This window comes from Paenibacillus harenae DSM 16969 (assembly GCF_000422465.1).
Classification (GTDB): domain Bacteria; phylum Bacillota; class Bacilli; order Paenibacillales; family Paenibacillaceae; genus Pristimantibacillus; species Pristimantibacillus harenae.
Genome location: NZ_AULV01000013.1, coordinates 292,578 through 310,825, shown reverse-complemented (window position 1 = coordinate 310,825; position 18,248 = coordinate 292,578). Strand labels below are relative to the sequence as shown.

15 protein-coding genes are annotated in these 18,248 nt (G+C 54.0%); 7 read left to right on the top strand and 8 right to left on the bottom strand.

Going from position 1 to position 18,248, the window contains the following annotated elements:
* Positions 1-153: 153 nt before the first annotated feature.
* The 4 genes from H581_RS0101430 to H581_RS0101415 all read right to left on the bottom strand — a co-directional run bounded on the left by H581_RS0101430 (position 154) and on the right by H581_RS0101415 (position 5,822).
* On the bottom strand, positions 154-2,439 hold the full coding sequence (locus H581_RS0101430) for a PAS domain S-box protein (RefSeq protein WP_028608451.1): 2,286 nt from the start codon (positions 2,437-2,439) through the stop codon (positions 154-156).
* A gap of 117 nt (positions 2,440-2,556) precedes the next feature.
* Positions 2,557-3,051, bottom strand: coding sequence for a hypothetical protein (locus tag H581_RS0101425; protein WP_028608450.1), 495 nt, complete (start codon positions 3,049-3,051; stop codon positions 2,557-2,559).
* Between the two features lie 26 nt (positions 3,052-3,077).
* Positions 3,078-3,581, bottom strand: coding sequence for a hypothetical protein (locus H581_RS0101420; protein ID WP_028608449.1), 504 nt, complete (start codon positions 3,579-3,581; stop codon positions 3,078-3,080).
* Between the two features lie 126 nt (positions 3,582-3,707).
* A complete protein-coding gene (locus H581_RS0101415; protein ID WP_028608448.1) occupies positions 3,708-5,822 on the bottom strand; it encodes a multicopper oxidase family protein in 2,115 nt (704 codons plus the stop codon).
* A gap of 371 nt (positions 5,823-6,193) precedes the next feature.
* Between H581_RS0101415 and H581_RS32690 the strand changes: the two genes are divergently transcribed.
* From H581_RS32690 to H581_RS0101395, 4 genes are all read left to right on the top strand, one after another.
* Positions 6,194-6,391: a hypothetical protein gene (locus H581_RS32690; RefSeq protein WP_036717299.1), complete on the top strand. Its 198-nt coding sequence runs from the start codon at positions 6,194-6,196 to the stop codon at positions 6,389-6,391.
* Between the two features lie 323 nt (positions 6,392-6,714).
* Entirely contained in the window at positions 6,715-8,118 is a 1,404-nt protein-coding gene (locus tag H581_RS0101405) for an MATE family efflux transporter (RefSeq protein WP_036717297.1), read from the top strand.
* A gap of 58 nt (positions 8,119-8,176) precedes the next feature.
* On the top strand, positions 8,177-8,746 hold the full coding sequence (locus tag H581_RS0101400) for an SF0329 family protein (RefSeq protein WP_028608446.1): 570 nt from the start codon (positions 8,177-8,179) through the stop codon (positions 8,744-8,746).
* 279 nt (positions 8,747-9,025) lie between these two features.
* A complete protein-coding gene (locus H581_RS0101395) occupies positions 9,026-11,014 on the top strand; it encodes a GTP-binding protein (protein WP_028608445.1) in 1,989 nt (662 codons plus the stop codon).
* A 260-nt stretch (positions 11,015-11,274) separates the two neighbouring features.
* Here H581_RS0101395 and H581_RS0101390 read toward each other — a convergent pair whose 3' ends face one another.
* The 3 genes from H581_RS0101390 to H581_RS0101380 form a co-directional block, all read right to left on the bottom strand.
* Positions 11,275-11,829 (bottom strand): NADPH-dependent FMN reductase, encoded by a 555-nt coding sequence (locus H581_RS0101390; RefSeq protein WP_028608444.1) that lies wholly within the window; start codon positions 11,827-11,829, stop codon positions 11,275-11,277.
* A gap of 141 nt (positions 11,830-11,970) precedes the next feature.
* A complete protein-coding gene (locus H581_RS0101385; RefSeq protein ID WP_028608443.1) occupies positions 11,971-12,624 on the bottom strand; it encodes a response regulator in 654 nt (217 codons plus the stop codon).
* Positions 12,621-14,315, bottom strand: coding sequence for a GAF domain-containing sensor histidine kinase (locus H581_RS0101380; protein ID WP_028608442.1), 1,695 nt, complete (start codon positions 14,313-14,315; stop codon positions 12,621-12,623). The genes H581_RS0101385 and H581_RS0101380 overlap by 4 nt, the downstream gene beginning before the upstream one ends.
* 627 nt (positions 14,316-14,942) lie before the next feature.
* On the opposite strand from H581_RS0101380, the gene serS reads away from it, so the two are divergent.
* The 3 genes from serS (at position 14,943) to H581_RS36180 (ending at position 17,599) form a co-directional block, all read left to right on the top strand.
* Entirely contained in the window at positions 14,943-16,229 is a 1,287-nt protein-coding gene (gene serS, locus H581_RS0101370; RefSeq protein ID WP_028608441.1) for a serine--tRNA ligase, read from the top strand.
* Positions 16,230-16,405: 176 nt separating this feature from the next.
* Complete coding sequence (locus tag H581_RS0101365; RefSeq protein ID WP_028608440.1) at positions 16,406-16,858, top strand: hypothetical protein; 453 nt, start codon at positions 16,406-16,408, stop codon at positions 16,856-16,858.
* 18 nt (positions 16,859-16,876) lie between these two features.
* Positions 16,877-17,599, top strand: coding sequence for an HAD family hydrolase (locus H581_RS36180; protein ID WP_051250372.1), 723 nt, complete (start codon positions 16,877-16,879; stop codon positions 17,597-17,599).
* Between the two features lie 66 nt (positions 17,600-17,665).
* Here H581_RS36180 and H581_RS0101355 read toward each other — a convergent pair whose 3' ends face one another.
* Positions 17,666-18,085 (bottom strand): DUF1284 domain-containing protein, encoded by a 420-nt coding sequence (locus tag H581_RS0101355; RefSeq protein ID WP_028608439.1) that lies wholly within the window; start codon positions 18,083-18,085, stop codon positions 17,666-17,668.
* Positions 18,086-18,248 lie beyond the last annotated feature (163 nt).

The window sequence follows — 18,248 nt, the reverse complement described above, 5'->3', positions numbered from 1 at the left end:
AGAAGCAGCCATGGCGTGGATAAAAGGCTACTGAAACATTCTACCATAGCAGATTCGTTTTCTTCAAAAAATACATGAAAAGAGCTGATGCGGTTAATGACCGGCTCAGAACCGGGCTGCATCAAGGATTCGGTTTGCCTCCGGATAATAAGCCTAAGCCGTTAGCGACGCTTCATTCGCCAGAGGCAGCGTAATTTCAACGCAGGTTCCTTGGCCGAGCTTGCTGCGGAACAAGATCGAGCCTTTGTGGCCGGCAATGATCTGCTGGCTGACCATCAGGCCAAGACCGTTCCCGTTTTCTTTTTTCGTGAAAAAGGGTTCTCCCAGCCGCAGCAGATCGTCCTCCGCGATGCCGCCCCCCTGATCGATGAATCGCAGCCGTATCGCGTCGCCGCCGTTGCGAGCGAGCTCAACGGTCAACTCGCCGCCGCCGGTCATGGCTTCCATTCCGTTTTTTATGACATTGACGAATACCTGCTTCAACTGGCTCGGCTCCCCGGTTACTTCAGGCAGATCGTCTTCAGCGAATAAGATGAGCTGCACGTTGCTCATTTTTGCTTCTGAATCAAGGAGCAGCATAATATCATTGACAATGCCCTGTAAATTGACAGGCTGGTAACGGCTCACTTGAGGCTTTGCGAATACGAGAAACTCGCTCACGATCATATTGATCTGATCCAGCTCGCCAATCATGACGTCGAGATGCGCCTGCGACAACGAGCCGGTTTGCTTCTGCAGCTGTACGAAGCCGCGAAGCGTCGTTAGCGGATTCCGCACCTCATGCGCGACGCCCGCAGCAATTTGGCCGACGACCGACAGTTTCTCGGAGCGGCGGATCATTTCCTCCGCCTGCTTGCGGGACGTAATATTTCGGGAGATAGTGGCGATCGCGATAATCTCGCCCGGCTCGTCGCGAATCGGAGAGATGGTAATGCTTAAGTCGATCAGGTCACCCGACTTCGTATACCGTACGGTCTCGTAGTCCGTTACGGAACCTCCGCGCAGCACCGTAGCCTCCAGCTCGCGATGGGAGCCGGAATGTTCCTTCGGCACATCGCCCAGCGGCTTGCCGATAATCTCATCCTCGCTCCAGCCGTACATGGTCTCAAACGCTTTGTTTACCTGAGTGATCCGGCCCGACAGATCCGTTACATGAATGGCGTCCGAGGTATGATTAACAAAGGATTCCAAATATTGCTTCGTGCTCCTCAGCTCTTCGGCCGTATCCTTGAGCCGAGACGTATAGCTGTGCAAATTGCTGCCCATCGTGTCGACGCGGGAGGCGAGCAGCCCGAGCTCATCCTTGCTCCGGATCGTAATGACCTCGCCAAAGTTGCCTTCGGCAATGGCATTTACCTTATGGAGGATTTGGTGAAGGCCGCGCAGCATAAAGTCCGCGATAAAATAACTGGCGAGCGTCGTCACGAGAATGAGTCCAAGCGATATAAGCGTTTGCAAAAGCAGCTGCTTGTTTAACGGCTTTGTGATCGCGGCGTCGTCGAAAGTTATGCAGACGACATACGTTTTATCGATCGTGATCGGAATGAATGTTTTCAGCAGCTGCTTGCCTTTCACGCTGCTCTTGACGGTAACCGGCTTGCCTGTTGATAATGCCTGCTGTATAGAAACGGAATCATTATCCGGATCCTTGTAGCTGTAAGCGCCGAACGGAATATCGCGGACATCCAGATTATAGACGGGAATGCCTTTCTTTATCTTGATAATCGGGCTTTTGCCGAAAAATTGCGGGTCGAACCCGGTGATTTCGAGCAAATCCGGCTGATCCGCGATAATTTTCGTGATAAGGGCGTCCGTTCCGGTTGTCAGATCAAACTCCCGAAGCACTTGTGCGCTTACATAAGGATTGATCATGTAATTGGTTGTGCCGTCGTAGTAATTGCCCCATTTTCTTATTTTCATGGGATCCGTATCCGCGAAGTTGAACGGGCCTGACCAGAAATGATCCAGCTTCTGCCCTTCCTTGATCATAACCTGTTGATAAAGGAAAAGCTGAAGAAAAGCGGTATGCCAGTAATCCCAATTTTTGGAGCTGATATTGATTTCATTGGGATCGGAGGACCTGCGGGCAATCACGTCGTTTCCTACGCGCTCCCATAGCGTAATGTGCTCTACGCCCAGCTGCCGGCTGAGCCGGACGAGCTGATCGTTGCTGACGTTATTGTAATCCGGATCAAGCTGCGCCTGCGCGGCGATGGCCGCGGACCGGAGCTTCTCCCCGATTGTATCTTCCATGATCTGAACGGCGCTTTCGGAGCTCTCCAGCGAAATCCCGATCTGTTTAGCGATATTTTTAACATTCTCCACCGTGTTGTCCTGTAATTCCGATTTTGTCGAGAAGTAGTAAATGATAATGCTAAGCGCAAGAATGATTGTCACGATTAAAGAAATCGAGAAGGATAGCTTTGCTTTTATGGACAATGGACGTTCCCCCTGGCGTCTAGGTTGCACTTACTACAATTAGACGTTTAACGACAAAATCCTGTCTGTATCGCCATAAAAAAAGAGAAGCAAAAATTGCCTCTCCTGCCAAACGTCTTATTCCGTTGTGGCTCGTGTAAATTGTTCTTCCTCTAAGTATTGTTCGGCTTCTTCGTAAGTTTCAAAGGCGGATTCCAGGTTAAGACCGGCATATAAATACCACAGGTCTTCCTCGAACAGCAGCGTCAGCGAATGACCGTTTGCATCGATCCATCTTTCCTCTTGCGGAGGCTTCCGCTTCTTCTTTTTCTTGCTGTCCGGCTTCTCCGGCGGAGCGACTGAAAGGGAACGGATCGATTCGGCAATGAGCGAGCGCAGTTCTTCTTCGCTGAAGTCTCGAATATTGACCAGACCTTTGTCGTCTGTGCTTACGCCGTCAATGAGGCCGGCATACACATATCCGTTACCGTTCGGGTGCAGATGCTGCACGACCGTCTTCTTCTCATGGGCGCTTTCTTCAAAATGGAAATTGGCGCGTCCCAGCGAGACATCTCTCCGCTGCAGCTCGGGAAAGGACTCGATGACTTCTAGCTTTTGTTCAAAGGATAGCATGGACTGTCGTTTCCTCCTCTAAGGCGTTAAACATCTTTTTTCTTCATGAGTAGAATGACCGCCCCGGCCAGAATGAATACGATCGCGAAGATCGGCTGGCTGAGCACGACGCTGTTGTAGAGCGAACCGAGCGAGAAGACGGCGAAGAACAACAGGGAGAGCACGGTCAAAATATTGATTGGGATCAGCAGCCATTTGTTGCGGTTGCCGAACCAGTAGAACTCGAACAAGCCGACCGCGGGGGCGAGAATAAAGCCCGGCCACATGTAGCCCCAGTTGCCGAAGAGCATCGCGATCTGACAGACGACGCCTGCGGTGAACAGAATGCCCCCGGGAATCAAGAGGCCGACTCCTTTGCGCCCGACCATGGCGAAGTAGAGCCAGTGGAAGAACAGCGCAAGCGGAATGACGAACAGCGAAGGCCAGAAGTAGGCGAAAATTTGGCCCGGCCCGAAGGTCTCGCCTTGATTCAAAAATAATACTGCGCCGAGCAGCAGCAGGACAAGCCCGCTAATGGTTCTAACGTTCATGTTTTCCGAACACTCCTATCATCGTTTAATGAGCTGAATACAGCATAGCATACAACAAAAAATATTGTCCTCCTGCTATAGGTAAAAGAGCGAACTGGACCTAAGTCCAGTTTCGCTCTTTTGCGTTTACTCCGGGTGATTGCGGGTGTCCGTTCCGATCTCGAAAGGCGAGGTTACGCCTTCGTACATGAGATGCATCGTCATGCCGGCGGCGGCATGGACGAGGTTGTGGCAGTGATCCATCCAGACGCCGGGATTGTCGGCGAGGAAGGCGACCTCATACACTTCGCCGGGAGCCACATCGAGCGTATCGGACCACCACGGGCTGCCGGTGACCCGCTCGCCGTTGCGTGAGAGAACGAGCATGTGATGGCCGTGAAGATGCATCGGATGCTCAACGGCGCTGCGGTTTACGATCGTCGTCTTCACGAGCTCGCCTTCCTTCACGACGAACATCGGCGTATTCGGGAATACGGCGCCGTTGATCGTATCGTAAGCGGCAAAGGAGCCGTTGTAAAAGGCGAAGCGGTTATCCAGCACCATCGTAAATTCCCGGTCGAACGCGCTGTCGGCGTCGAAGGGCGTCTCGGCCGGGGTTCCGTAATGCGTAGGGTCGAACGTTGTTGCAGCTGGAAACTCGGGAACCTCCCCGCTGCCGTCCGGGCTCATCAGGATGCCCAATTTATCGTCTCGGCCAACGCGCAGCATAACGGGATGATCAGGCATAATAAAGCTAATGTCGTAACGTCCGCCGGTCAGCAAATCCAGGCTTTGATTTTCCAGCGCGGTCGGTCCGTTAAGATCGGTGCCGTCGATTGCGGTAACCTTAAACGGAGTCCCCGTCAATTCATATCTCTGCCGTACCCAATCGTCCGTGTTGATCAGCCGGAGCTTCACGGCTGTGCCGGGCGCAATCGTTCTGCGCTGGAGCGTGTCGTTCGCGCCGATGGCCATGCCTGCCCCTTCCCAATTATGGGTTATGACGGTAATGTCCTCAAGCGGCAGCGCCTGCGGCTCGGCCGGTTCGACGATCAGCGAGCCGAACAGTCCCTTCCGGACGGCTTCCTTCGAATGCTGGTGGGAATGATACCAGAAGGTGCCGACCTGCTCGGCTATGAATCGGTAAGTGTACGTTTCGCCCGGCATCACGGCATTCTGCGTCGCTCCGGCCACGCCATCCTCCGCATTCGGCACATCTAATCCGTGCCAGTGGAGCGTAACGCCGTCTTCAATGTCTTTGTTGATGAGCGTCACCTCGACCAGCTCGCCTTCTTTCATCCGAAGCTCTTCGCCGGGAATTTGACCGTTATAGGTCCAGGCTTCGATTTCCTTGCCGGAGCTAAGCTTCAGCGTCATGTGCTGCGCCGTAATCGTGAATTGACGGTCCGGCTCGCCCGTCCGCGGTCCTGTCAATTCGGTGACGGGCACGGCTGAGCCGTCGCCCGATGAAGGGCTTGCGGCCGTACTGACGGCATGGTTGTGATTGCCGGAATGCGCGGTTGAAGCTTGGGCGCCGGCAACCTTGCCGTAATCGGTTTTACCGGCCATCATGCTGAGACTCTCCGGCAGACGGCTGGTCTCCATTGCCGTAAGAAAAGGTACGCTGCTCAGCGCGAAGGCGGCAAGAAGAACCGCCGTAAGCTTCAATCTGCGGCGCCACGGGCGGTAGATGAGCGGAGCCTCGGTGGCCATTTGATTGCGGCGCGACTGCAGCATCCACAGCATGCAGGCCAGGAATAGAAGGATCGTGGACGGAATCGTGATCTCCGTCCAGACGAACGGGATCGGCGGAACAAATGTGAAATAGAACAAAGCGACCGAGCAGAGCGCCGCGATCCGGTAAGGCATAATGAAGGCGGGCTCGGAGGCCTGCCGGCGGCGCGCGGTGTCAGGTTGTTCGCCGGTTTGCTTGTTCGTGCGGCGCATCAATCTGCGAAGCCTCGGAAATGCGCTGAACCAGATCAGGGCGACAGGAATGACGGCCAGCGGCGCATGAATGAACAGACGGTCAAGCCAGAATAAAGGATGAGCGGTCGCGGCCACCGCAATGTCCGCCGCCGCAATAATCCCTGCGAGCAGCGTGAGGCTGACGGTCCAGAATTGAAGCTTGCGTGTCCTGCGGTACAGCTGTTTTTCCGTGGACTGGTAGATGAGCTTCGATGACTTGTTTGCCGCTATGATGGAGAATATCGTGAAAAACAAAATAGCGCCAAGCTCTGAATGGGCGAAAATGTCGTACATAGGATAAACCTCCCGAATTTGATGGATGTCGGTCGTTTGCCGAGAACCTCTCTTATCGTTAATAATCTTATCTAGTTCGTTCCTTGCGCAAAACCGCCGAAGGTCTGAAGCGGGACCTGGACCTCTGGCGGGGCGCAAGCTCGAATATCGGCGGCTTTGCTCGAATTCTAAGAATATATAAGTTTCACACTTATTTGGGCTTAGAATTCACCGCGAAACCCTGGCTTTAGCCGTAGGAAGACGGCATCAGCCGGTTTACGCTCGAATACAACAATAAACGGAAATAGTTCCTATGAAACGACATTTTGCACCTCTTGATTCCGTCTATGAAAGCGCTACAATTAAGGTAATAAGATAGAGGAGGTGATAAGATGAGCCAAGAACAAGAAGTCGTTCAGGACGGTCTGGAAGAGGCAGTGGAACTTGTTTCGGAAGAGGCTCCGGCAGATGACGCGGCAGAAGCAGTCGAGGCGGAAGAGACTGTTCAAGCTGAACTGGAAGAGGAATTGGAAGAAGCTGCGGCGGCAGTAGAGGAAGCAGCCGACGAGGAAGCGGAAGAAGAGGCATAAGAGGAAGGCTGCTGAAGAATCGACTGAAGAGGAATAATGATATCTATCATTTCATTTATAAAAAAGAAGACTGTGCTTGAGTCGTTTCGACGAATCGGGCGCGGTCTTTTTTTAGTTGCTTGGGAAATTAGGCAACGTTAAAAATTTGTCGCCCGTGATTTCGTTCTGTCCCGAATGCCGCGGCGCGGCCGCCGTTTGCGTTGATGCGCTTTCATTTTTTTTACCTTTATTTTAACTTTGTGAAAGCGAAAATCTAACGTGCAATCGCCGTATGGATATGCTACGATACCTTGTGCTTTATTTTATATGAAGAAGGTGGCATCATGGCAACGGCAGCGGAAGGTAGATCCGGTCAAGGGGAGAAAGGGCAGAATGGGTTTAATCTGTTTTTCCTGACATGGCCTATATTTTTGGAAATCTTTTTATTCATGCTGATGGGTATTGCGGATACGCTGATGCTGAGCGCCATATCGGATAACGCGGTGTCCGGCGTCGGCGCGGCCAATCAGTATTTGCATATTGCGATTCTGCTGCTGGAGGTTATCGGCAACGGGGCGTCGATTGTCGTCGCCCAATATATCGGATCCCGCAAATTTATCGAAGCGGCGAAAATTTCCGCACTTGCGGTCACGTTAAATCTGGCAGTCGGTCTAGTGATCAGTCTTTCCTTCGTCTTGTTCGGCGGACACTTGCTTCAGACGCTGAATTTGCAGGGCGAGATTCTAACGCATGCGCAAAACTATCTGTCCATCGTGGGCGGAATGATCTTCCTGCAGGCGATTATCAATTCCGTCGCGGCGATTATCCGCGTGCACGGCTTTACGAAGGAAGCGATGTATGTGTCGCTCGGGATGAACGTCATTCATATCGCCGGCAACTATCTGCTTATTTTCGGCAATTTCGGCTTTCCGGAAATGGGCGTACAGGGCGCCGCGATCTCTTCGGTCGTTAGCCGTTTACTGGCGATAGTCGTATTCTTCTGGCTGTTGTACCGGATTATGGCGGTCCGGATCGAGATTCGGTACTATTTGACATTGTCGAAGGAATTCGTGTTGAAAATTTTAAAGATCGGCATTCCGTCGGCGCTCGAACAGGTGATGTACCATGCCTGCCAAATGGTCTTTCTGTACTATACGACCTTCCTGGGCGCCGAGGCGCTGGCCGCCAAAAATTATGCGAACAATATTTCCATGTTTACGTATTTGTTCGCATTCGCGATCGGCATGGGGACGGCGATCATCGTCGGCCGGCTGGTCGGGGCGAACGAGCAGACGACCGCTTACCACCGGGTGTGGAAAAGTGTGCGCTGGGCAAGCGCGGTGACGCTCATTGCCGTCGCGCTTGTCATCGTGTTCCGCGAGCCGCTGATGGGCATCTTCACGGACGATGCGGAAATTATCCGGCTGGGGGTCAACGTACTGCTCCTGAGCATCGTGCTGGAGACGGGGCGCACGATCAATATCGTGCTCATCAACTCCTTGCGGGCGGCCGGGGACGCCAAGTATCCGCTCTGGATCGGCATGTTCTCGATGGTCGCGATGAGCTTGCCGCTCGGCTATTTCTTTATTTTCCAGCTTGATCTGGGCCTCGCGGGCGTCTGGCTGGCGATCGCCGCGGACGAGTGGCTGCGTGCGGTCATCATGTTCTTCCGCTGGCGGAGCAGGGCGTGGGAGAAGCATGCGCTGGTCAAGCGCGAGTCCAAGGAGCAAGCTGTTCTGCATCCGTAATGCGGCTGGAGGCCGTCCGGGTTATTGTATAAAGCCCACTCATATTTAGGAGGATTAAATGGTCTGGAGCAAATTGAAGCAAATTCTGGAGAGCTTTCTTTGTCCTGCGCTAGTTGGAAGGGTCGAATACCGTTCAACCAGCTACCGTTATTTACCTGATAAAGCAGGACATTGTTATATTGCAGTAGATAATAAGAACGTTCTCAATATGAGTGATATAACTACCTTAATCAGATGGTATCAGACGGAGCAGGAAATAAGGAATGATCCTCATATCCAAATTCCTATTAACAATGAAGAAATGGAAGCGGTTAGAACAGATACCAAGGGAATGGTTCCGGAGGAGCGTCTAAAAGTAATTGCAAGAAGTAGAAAAATATCAGAACTTGCTAAGGTGATTTTATCTGCACAATTAGCATTAAGTAAATCGGATTTCACCGTTGTAGCCAATACGTTTTTATCTACTTCTATTGAGGAAAGCTTGGAGAGCAATGATATCTTATTGAATATTTTAGCTTTGGTGGACAGGCGAGTTGGGAAAAAGCGGATTTTAAACATGACCGAGAATATGAAGTTAAAGCATCCGGTTGTGCAGTATTTTTATGATCTAAGGCTTAGTACGTTGTGAAAATCAAATAGTATTGTATATATAAGTGCACGCGTGCCCTGGCAGGTTTATTGTTTATCATTTTTGGAGAGAAGACCCCTCCTTCCAAAACGAGCAGCGTTTTAGGGAAGGGATGAATTGATTTCTCTTGAGATAAGAACATTCTGCAGTTAATGTGTGAATGAAGTAATGACATTCTTCGGCTTATCGGACTTCGGTCGGACAGGCCGTTTTTTGTTGCCGCGAGCCGGCTGCAGGAGTAGGATAAGGAGAGAAACAGCGGTCAAGGGAGTTGTGATAATGGAGCATAATGATCCTGCACATATACGGAATATCGGTATTTTCGCCCACGTCGATGCGGGCAAAACAACGACAACGGAACAAATCCTGTTCCGCAGCGGCCGCATTCGGTCGCTTGGCAGCGTAGATGCCGGGACGGCGCAGACGGATTTTCTCGAGGTGGAGCGCTCGCGCGGGATCTCGGTCCGCGCGGCTGCGACGCGGTTCGCCTGGAAGGGGATCACGGTTAATCTGGTGGATACGCCGGGGCATGTCGATTTTTTATCCGAGGTGGAACGATCGCTTCGCGTCATGGACGGCGCGGTGCTTATTATATCCGCAGCAGAGGGCGTGCAGGCGCAGACGGAGGTTATCTGGCATGCGCTGAGGGAGCGGCAAATTCCTACGTTGCTGTACGTCAACAAAATGGACCGCATCGGGGCGGACCCGATGGGCACGCTGCGGCAAATCAAGCGATTGTTGTCGGCTGACGCCGCTCCGGTGCAGATGCCGCTCGGCGTCGAGGACGGCTTCAGCGGTTCGGTTAACCTGCTGGATGCGGAAGGCGGCAGCAAGGGTCCGTACTTGCAGCTGCTGGAGGAGACGATTGCGGAGCGCGACGAATCGCTGCTGATCCGCTATTTGGAGAGCGGCTCTCTCCCGAAGGAGGAGCTTGGGCGCTTGCTGCCCGCGCTTACGCAGAGCGCGGAGATGTTCCCGGTCTTGTTCGGGGCATCGAACAAGGGAATTGGCATCGAGCCGCTTATGCAGGCGATGGTGTCTCTGGTCCCTCCGCCGGCCGCGGCGGTTGAAGGGCCGGTGTCGGGTGTTGTCTTCCGCATCGAGAGGGACGCCGCGATGGGGCGGATCGCTTATGTGCGGTTATACAGCGGGGCGATTCGCAATCGCGATTCCGTTCGTAACGAGACGCGGCAGATCGAGGAGAAGGTGACGCAAATCCGCAAGATCGACGGGCAGAAGGCCGAGGATGTCGGGCTGCTTGCCGCAGGCGACATCGCCGCCGTGTGCGGCTGGAACCAGGCGCGCATCGGCGACATTATCGGCTGCGCCGATGATGTTCCCGGCGAGACGCGGCTGGCGGTGCCGCTGCTGACGGTTCAAGTGCGCTGGCGGAGCGAGGCCGAATATCCGGCCGTCGTGGCAGCGCTTCATGAGCTGGCGGACGAGGATCCGCTGCTCGATTTGCAGTGGTTGCAGGAGCAGCGGGAGCTGCACCTGAAGGTAATGGGGCCGATTCAAATCGAGGTACTGACGCATGTGCTGCGCGACAGGTACGGCTTAGCGGCCGATTTCGGGCAGCCGTCTGTTATTTACAAGGAAACGCCCGCGCAGATGGGTGAGGGTTTCATAGCTTATACGATGCCGAAGCCTTGCTGGGCGATCTTGCGGTTTAAGATCGAGCCGGGAGAGCGAGGCAGCGGGCTGGTTTATAGCTCTGTTGTCCGCCCGGAGCGGCTGCTAGGCAGCTATCAGAACGAAGTGGCAAGGCGCGTGCCGGAGGCGCTTCAGCAGGGACTGTTCGGCTGGGAGGTGACGGATTTGAAAGTGACGCTCATCGAGGGCGAGCATCATGTATGGCATACGCATCCGCTTGATTTCGCAGTGGCGACGCCGATGGGCATCATGGACGGGCTATCCAACATCGGCGTGAAGCTGCTGGAGCCGATGCTGTCGTTCCGTCTGTCCGCGCCGGAGGAGACGGGTGGCAAGCTCATGAATGAGCTGGTACAGATGCGGGGAGAGTTCGATACCCCGGTCGTCCGGGGAGATCGGATGGAGCTTGAAGGGACGCTGCCGGTCGCGACCTCGCTCGATTTTCCCGCACGCTTCGGCTCGCTGACCAAGGGTAGGGGCGCACTCGCCACCTTCTTCGCGGGCTACCGCGAATGTCCGCCGGATGTCCATGCCGAGCGGGAGCGCCGGGGCGTTAACCCGCTGGACCAGTCGAAATATATTTTATCCGTCCGCAAAGCGCTTGCCGGTTCGTAGCGGCAGCACGCATGGCGGGAATCCGTCGGCCAGCGTGGAATGAGGTGCAGAAGTGCACCTGAATGGCGCGAATCCGGCGGGAAGAGTGAAATCAAGAGCACAAATGCTCTTGAATTGCCGGAATCCGGCGAGAAGTACGGAATCAAGAGCAGATTAATCTGTCTCATTTCTGGCGGGCAACACCGGCCAGTCAAAACAACGCGGAACGAGGGACGATGTCGCCTCATTCCGCGTTTTTGGTTTACCTGAAATACTGCTCTTTATGCCGTTCTCCGGACCATCGCCGCAAGATCAAGAAAAGTGGCCGTCGCGCGGTGGATGCGGTCGCTCAGATCCTGGCCGCCGCCCTCATAGCCGGACAACCCGTCCATTACCCAGTTGCGCTGGGCTCCTCCGATGGAGATCCACTCCGGCGAGTTAATGCCATGCAGGTTGCGGACGATCGCTTGAACCTGCGTTAGCGAGCTTGTGCCGACAGCGCCGCCGGCGGAGCTCATGGACAGGACGGCTTTTCCGCGAAAATGATCCTGACCGAGATAGTCGAGCGCGTTTTTCAGGACGCCGGAGATGCTGCCGTGATATTCGGGAGATGATAAGACGATCCCGTCACTTTGAAGCGCAGCTTGCTGCAGCTTCCGAACGGATTCCTGGTCCCCGCCGACTCCTTCGGGAGAATAGAATGGAAGCGGCGTTTCATACAGATCAATCAAGGCGACGCTATGTCCTTTTTGCTGAATGAGCTGTCCTACATGTTCCGCTAGACGCGTGCTGGTGGCTGATTTACGGTTGCTTCCGGCGATAATGGTTATGTTCATGATACTCTTCCTTTCGTGTTGCGTTATTGTTACATTCATCGTAACATTCCGTGCGGGGCTTAACGTCATCAATTCGAATGATTTTCGCGTCCGAAAGAGCATTCAACCATCGGCTGAACGCTCTACGACTTTAGTCTGACTCTACTTGTCGAGCCCGTGCTTCACCGCATAAATGGCGGCCTGCGTGCGGTCGGTCATTTCCAGCTTGCTCAAAATATGGCTGACATGCGTCTTGACCGTCTTCTCCGTAATGAACAGCTCCTCGGCTATGGTCCGGTTGCTCTTGCCGGAGGCAATGAGCCGGAGCACGTCCCGTTCCCGGTCGGTCAGCGCGGAATAGCCGGCTCTTTCTGGCAGACCAGCAGTCTGATCCGCTTCGGCGTATTGGTTCATCAGCTGCCCCGTGATGTCGGGATGCAGTTCTACCTGGCCCTGATGCACCTTGCGAATGGCGCGGGCCAAGTCCTCCGGCTCGATGTCCTTCAGCAAATATCCTTTGGCGCCGGAACGAATGGCGGGAAGGGCGTGGCCCTGGTCGGAGAAGGATGTCAGAATAATCACCTTCACCTGCGGATGCGCCAGCTTAATCTGCTGCGTTGCTTCAATCCCGTTAATTCCGGGCATGTTAATATCCATTAATACGACGTCGGGCTGGAGCGCCGCGACCTGCTCTAAAGCTTCTTGCCCCGTTGCCGCCTCGCCGACCAGCTCCAGGTCGGGCTGGGTTGATAAAAACACCTGCAAGCCTCTCCGTACCATCGTATGGTCGTCGGCGAGCAGCAATTTAATCGTCATTGCTCCGTATTCTCCCTTCCCGGATGTGATCGGAGAGGAATAACCGCCTCTACCGTCGTGCCATGCTGCGCCATGCTGGTCAGGCGAAGTCGGCCGCCAAGGGCTTCGGCGCGCTCCTGCATAATCGATAAACCGTATGACGTCGGCGCGGAAAAGGGGGCCATCGTATCCGCCATTCCTCGGCCGAAATCCCGGACAATGAGCATTGCCTCATTGGCACGGACAGTCAGAGTAACGTCGACCTTGGAGGAACCGGCATGCTTGGCTGCGTTATTTAAGGCTTCCTGGCCGATTCTCCAGATCGTCTCCTCGATGCTGCCCGACACATCCAAATGGCCTTCTACCTGCATGTTTACCTGCAGTCCCTGTCGTATCCCGTATTCCTCCAGTGCGGCGACGATTCCCTTCTCGATGCCTGCGGGTCTCAGCTGCATTATGAGCGCGCGCATCTCTTTCAATGCGTCCCGGGACAAGGTCTGCATGTCTTTCACGGAGGCTTTGGCTGCATCTACATGGCTGCTGTCGAGCATAGACTCGACTCCTTTGGCCGTCATGCTAAGGGAAAAAAGCATCTGCGATACGGAATCATGCAAATCGCGGGACAGCCGGTTCCGCTCCTCTAACCTCGCCAGATCTCTTCGGTTTTCCTCGAGCCGGATATTTTCCAACGCGACGGCTATATGCTCCGCAATCGCTTCGAGGACAGCCCCGTCGGACGGCGCAAGTTCGCCGGTCTTGTGATGGGCAATAAGCAGCACGCCGCATATCGCGCCGCTGCCATAAGCAATCGGAGCCGTAATGGCTGTCGGCCATACTTTTTCGATGGCTGACAGCTTCTCATTCCCGCTATGGCGATGAAGTTCGGCGAGATCTGCGCCATCCCATTCGCGGTAACCATGATGGGTCGCCGCATCGTGCAGCCACCCGGCCTCGGAGACCGGAATGCGCCATCGAGGCGTGAAGGCTTGGCCGCCGTAATGAATGCTTCGCAGAACGAAGTCTTGGCCGGAACGGTCGAACAACGCCGCAAGCGGCCAATCAAAATGCTCGGCGATAAGGCGCATCGAGCGGTCCTTAAGCTGCGAGCGGACATTTTCTCCGCTTAACGATACGGTTAATGTTCTGCTGAACTCGCCAAGTCTAGCGAATAATTCCCCCCGCCGCTGTTCGGCCTCATGCAATCTCACACGTTCGACGGCAATGCCGATCTGGAAGGCGACCGCCTGAAGAAGCGCGAGCTCCTCGCCGGAAAAATGAGTTTTGCCCGGCGCCCCGACATTCAAAATGCCGAATCGCCGTTCGCCGATCCGAAGCGGCACCGTCGCGTGATGGGTAAAGCCGCAGGTATCTCCGGTATTATCAGCTTTGGCGATGTCCAGCCGCTTGCAGTTCAATATATTAACGGCGTCCGTCAGCCGGCAGTCGCGGTAACGGTCCATGCACCAGCAGGAGCCGCACTGCATGAGCTGCTTATCCTTGTACAGCAAACCCGGAGGGAGATTGCGGTCGGCGACGCATTCGTAGTCGTTATTTTTACCGACTAGAAAAATCCAGCCAAAGGCTAGGCCCGTAACCTCCAGCAGCCTGCCAAGCACCGTATCGAGCATGTAGCCCAGATCATTCGATTGGTTCAACGTTTCGGCGATCGTCTTGAGCGCGGTCAGCTCCTGCACATGCTGGTCATTCGTCATGGCTTCTCTTGTCCCCTCCGATCTTCGAGTCCTGTTCATGCTACTATTCGTGAAAAGACCGCGTAAACCCTTCATGCTCCAGAATCTCACTGTTTTCTCGAAAGCCCCCTCTATTTTCCGATTAGAACGTTGCAAGATTTCCCGTTAGAATCTTTCAATACCAGATTTCGAGCAATTTAGCGGGGGGAAATCCTTATAATGCTGCTAGGGGACTTGATTGTTCTGGAGGCCGTAATGGCAGAGAAAAATATTCGGTTGTTCCTTAATACGGATGTCCATGCGGGCAGCTTCAGAGATCATTCGACTTTGGGGGGGTGCTTTTTTATGTGTCACAATAAAACCTGCCGAGTCACTTGAATTGCTTCCTGTAAATAAGCTATAATACATAAAAATTAAAGATCGGAATCACGCCAGTGAAGAGCATCCAACTCGGAGGCGTTCTCGTCAAGGGGAAGGTCGGAAGTTCCCCCTAAGTTTACCGGTCCCGCCCGTTATCGCGGAGCAAAGAGGACTTTACGGCTGCGGCCGTAGCAGTCAATTTGGGTGGCACCGCGAGTAAGAGCGCTCCTCGTCCCATAGGGATGAGGGCGCTTTTTGTATTTTTCCAAGAAAAGGAGCGCGGTGCACATGTTAGACATGAAATGGATCAGGCAATATCAAGAGCAAGTTCAAACGGCGGCGAATCAGAAGGGGATAGCGGTTTCCATTGCAGAGCTTATGGCATTGGATGAGAGGAAGCGCCAGCTGCAGCAGGAAACAGAGGCGCTAAGGGGGATGCGGAATAAACGGTCGAATGAGATTGGCGGGCTTGTCGCGCAGGGAGAGCAGGACGTTGCGGCGAAGATGAAACAGCAGGTGAAGGAGATCAATGATCGGTTGGCTGCTATGGAAGCGGAGCTCATGCAAGGCGAAAAGGATTGGGAGACGCTTATGCAGCTCGTCCCGAATGTCGTATCGCCGGACACTCCTGCCGGACGTTCGGATGCGGATAATGTGGAGGTGAGGCGGGCACGCGAGCTGCCGGACTTCCCGTTCGAGGCGAGGGATCATATCGCTTTGGGTGAGCTGCACGATATGATCGATGTACGGCGGGGAGTGAAGGCCGCGGGAACGCGCAATTATTTCTTGAAAGGAGCCGGTGTACTGCTCCACCGGGCTGTTCAGCAGCTGGCTGTCGACCTGCTGCTTCGAAAGGGCTTTACGCTGCTCGACGTTCCTTTGATGGTGCGGACGGAAGCGATGAATCAAACGGGCTTTTTCCCGCTGGGCGAGGATCAGACCTATCTTCTGGCCGGCGAGGACAAGTGGCTGGTCGGCACTTCGGAGGTTCCTCTGGTCGCGTATTACGGGAATGAAGTTGTAGAGGTAAATGAGCCGATCAAACTGGCCGCGGCGTCGGTATGCTTCCGCAGCGAGGTCGGGTCGGCCGGGCGCGACGTGTACGGGTTGTACCGCGTCCACCAGTTCGCGAAGGTGGAGCAGGTCATTATCTGCAGGGCTGATCCAGAGCTGTCGGAGGCGATTTTGCAGGAAATTACGGCGAATGCCGAGGAGCTGCTGAACTGCCTCGAGCTTCCGTACCGGGTGATGGCGGTTTGCACCGGCGACATGTCGCAGAAGACGTATAAGCAGTACGATATCGAAACGTGGATGCCAAGCCGCGGAGCGTACGGGGAGACGCACTCGTCGTCGAATCTTCACGATTTTCAGGCGCGCCGCTCGAATATCCGTTACAAGGATCCTTCGGGCAAGCTCCGCTACTGTCACACGCTGAATAATACGGCTGTTGCAAGCCCTCGCATTCTGATTCCGCTCCTTGAGAACCATCAGGAGGAGGACGGCTCGATACGGATCCCGGCTGCGCTTCGGCCTTATATGAACGGTCTGGAGCGGCTGGCTCCCGGAGTAGAATAAATTGGCGGCATGAAGGCGCTTGAAGGGTCTTCGTGCCGCTTTTATTGTAAGACAAAATGCTTGAAATAAGATGATATGATTTGGCAATGCAGGATTCATATGCAGTAAAGTGAAACCTGATACTGTATGTTATTTTGGACCCGAGTTGAAGGGATTTCAAATATCTGGAGGTAACGATGAAGAAATTATTTCTTCTGCTTCAAGCGTTTACTTTCGCATGGTTGTCAGCCGGATGCAGCGGAAGCGATAAACTGGAAATTCATGCTCCTGCTTACATGTATAACTCAGATGCAACCATAAGTCAGAAAGCGGAGGTTGCGCTGGTTGGTTTTTTTAATCATAAAAATAATAATTTTGAGGGGTCCCTAACGATCGATGATATCCATTTGGATAAGATTTTGTTCGTGCCTGGAACAGGATTGCTTTCTTATGAAGGAGAAGTAAGAACCTATTTGGGTGAAATTTATTTCAATAGGAAAACCCATGCCCTCACGATCGAAATAAGCGATAGCGAGCTTTATCATGCATTAACCAAGCGCAATGACAAGGATGGCAAGGTGATAATCAGCTCGCCGGCGGAAGATTTGCAGCAAGCGGTACAGGTGAATACAGCCTTGAAAAACGAGTAGGAGATAGGGGGAGACGAAATGCGGCCAAAAGCGATTTTGCTGGATTTGGACGATACGATTATCGCGTTTGAGCGGGGCATCGATCTGGACGGGTGTTGGCGGAAGGTATGCGGCAGCCATTTGCCGGAATGTTCGGCCGAAGAAATCGACGGGCTCGTCGGTAAAATTAAGGAGCGCGCGAAGTGGTACTGGAGCGACGAAGAGAGACACCGCACCGGCCGGCTGGATCTGGACACGGCGAGGACGGAGATTGTCTCGGCTGCTTTCACACAGATGGGAGTGGCCGATGCTGCTGCAGCGAAAAGCATAGCAATTGATTATGGACGGGAACGAGAAGAAGCGGTTACCTTGCATCCTGGCGCTCTCGAGGCGATTGCGCACATAAGATCGCTCGGTATTAAGCTTGCGCTCATTACGAATGGCGCTTCCGGCGCGCAACGGCGGAAGATTGACCGGTTCCAGCTTGAAGGACTTTTCGAACATATTTATATCGAGGAAGAGTTCGGCGTCGGTAAGCCGGATCCGGATATTTATCTTCATGCCGTGGAGCAAATGGGCGTTTTGCCGGAGGAAGCCTGGATGGTTGGCGACAACTACAAGTGGGAGGTTATCGCGCCGCAGGAAATCGGCATTCGGGGCGTGTGGATTAATCCGAAGGGGATCGATTCGGGGACGGTGCATAACATCCAGCCTTACAAGTCAATTCGTACGCTAAGCGACATTAAGCAGCTGCTTGAATAGCGATAGGCCCGCCCAAGCGGAGAGCGGGAGCTCTCTAGCTCCTGCTCTCCGCTTGGGCGGGCCCGCTTATCCCCCCGCCTTCGGCAGAGGGCGGCCTTCGATCAGAAAACCTACGCCTTCCCGGCAGACGCCGTACTTCTCCCACGGACATGTCGTGCACAGCCGGGCGATATCCTCCGGAACGATCTTCTCTGCGATGCGGCTGCACATGTCCTGCCAGCTGCTGCGTTCATGCGGAGCGAGCCCCAGCTTCGCCAAAATCCGTTCATCCAGCCCATAGACGGTTCCTTCGCAATGATAGGTTTTATCCGGCGGGTAAGCGCGGCAAATGTCGTCCGGACCGGTAATGATTTCGACCTCGGTCTCCGGCTTCGTCCGCAGCGTCTCATAGATTGCCGTCATATTGACGCAAAACTCGTCCGAGTAGCCCATTCCGCGGTAGCCCAGCAAGCAAAGCAAATGGTGACCGCGCAAGCGGATGGTCATAGCGGCAAACGCCCCTTTCGCTGTAAAATGCCATATGTTAACCATTTTACCACAAGTGTAAGTTTACATATATGACGGATTTCATTATCTGGGGTCAACAAAAATAAGCCTTCAACCCACTAGGATTGAAAGCTTATTTTCTCATATACCCATGTGGCCTCGA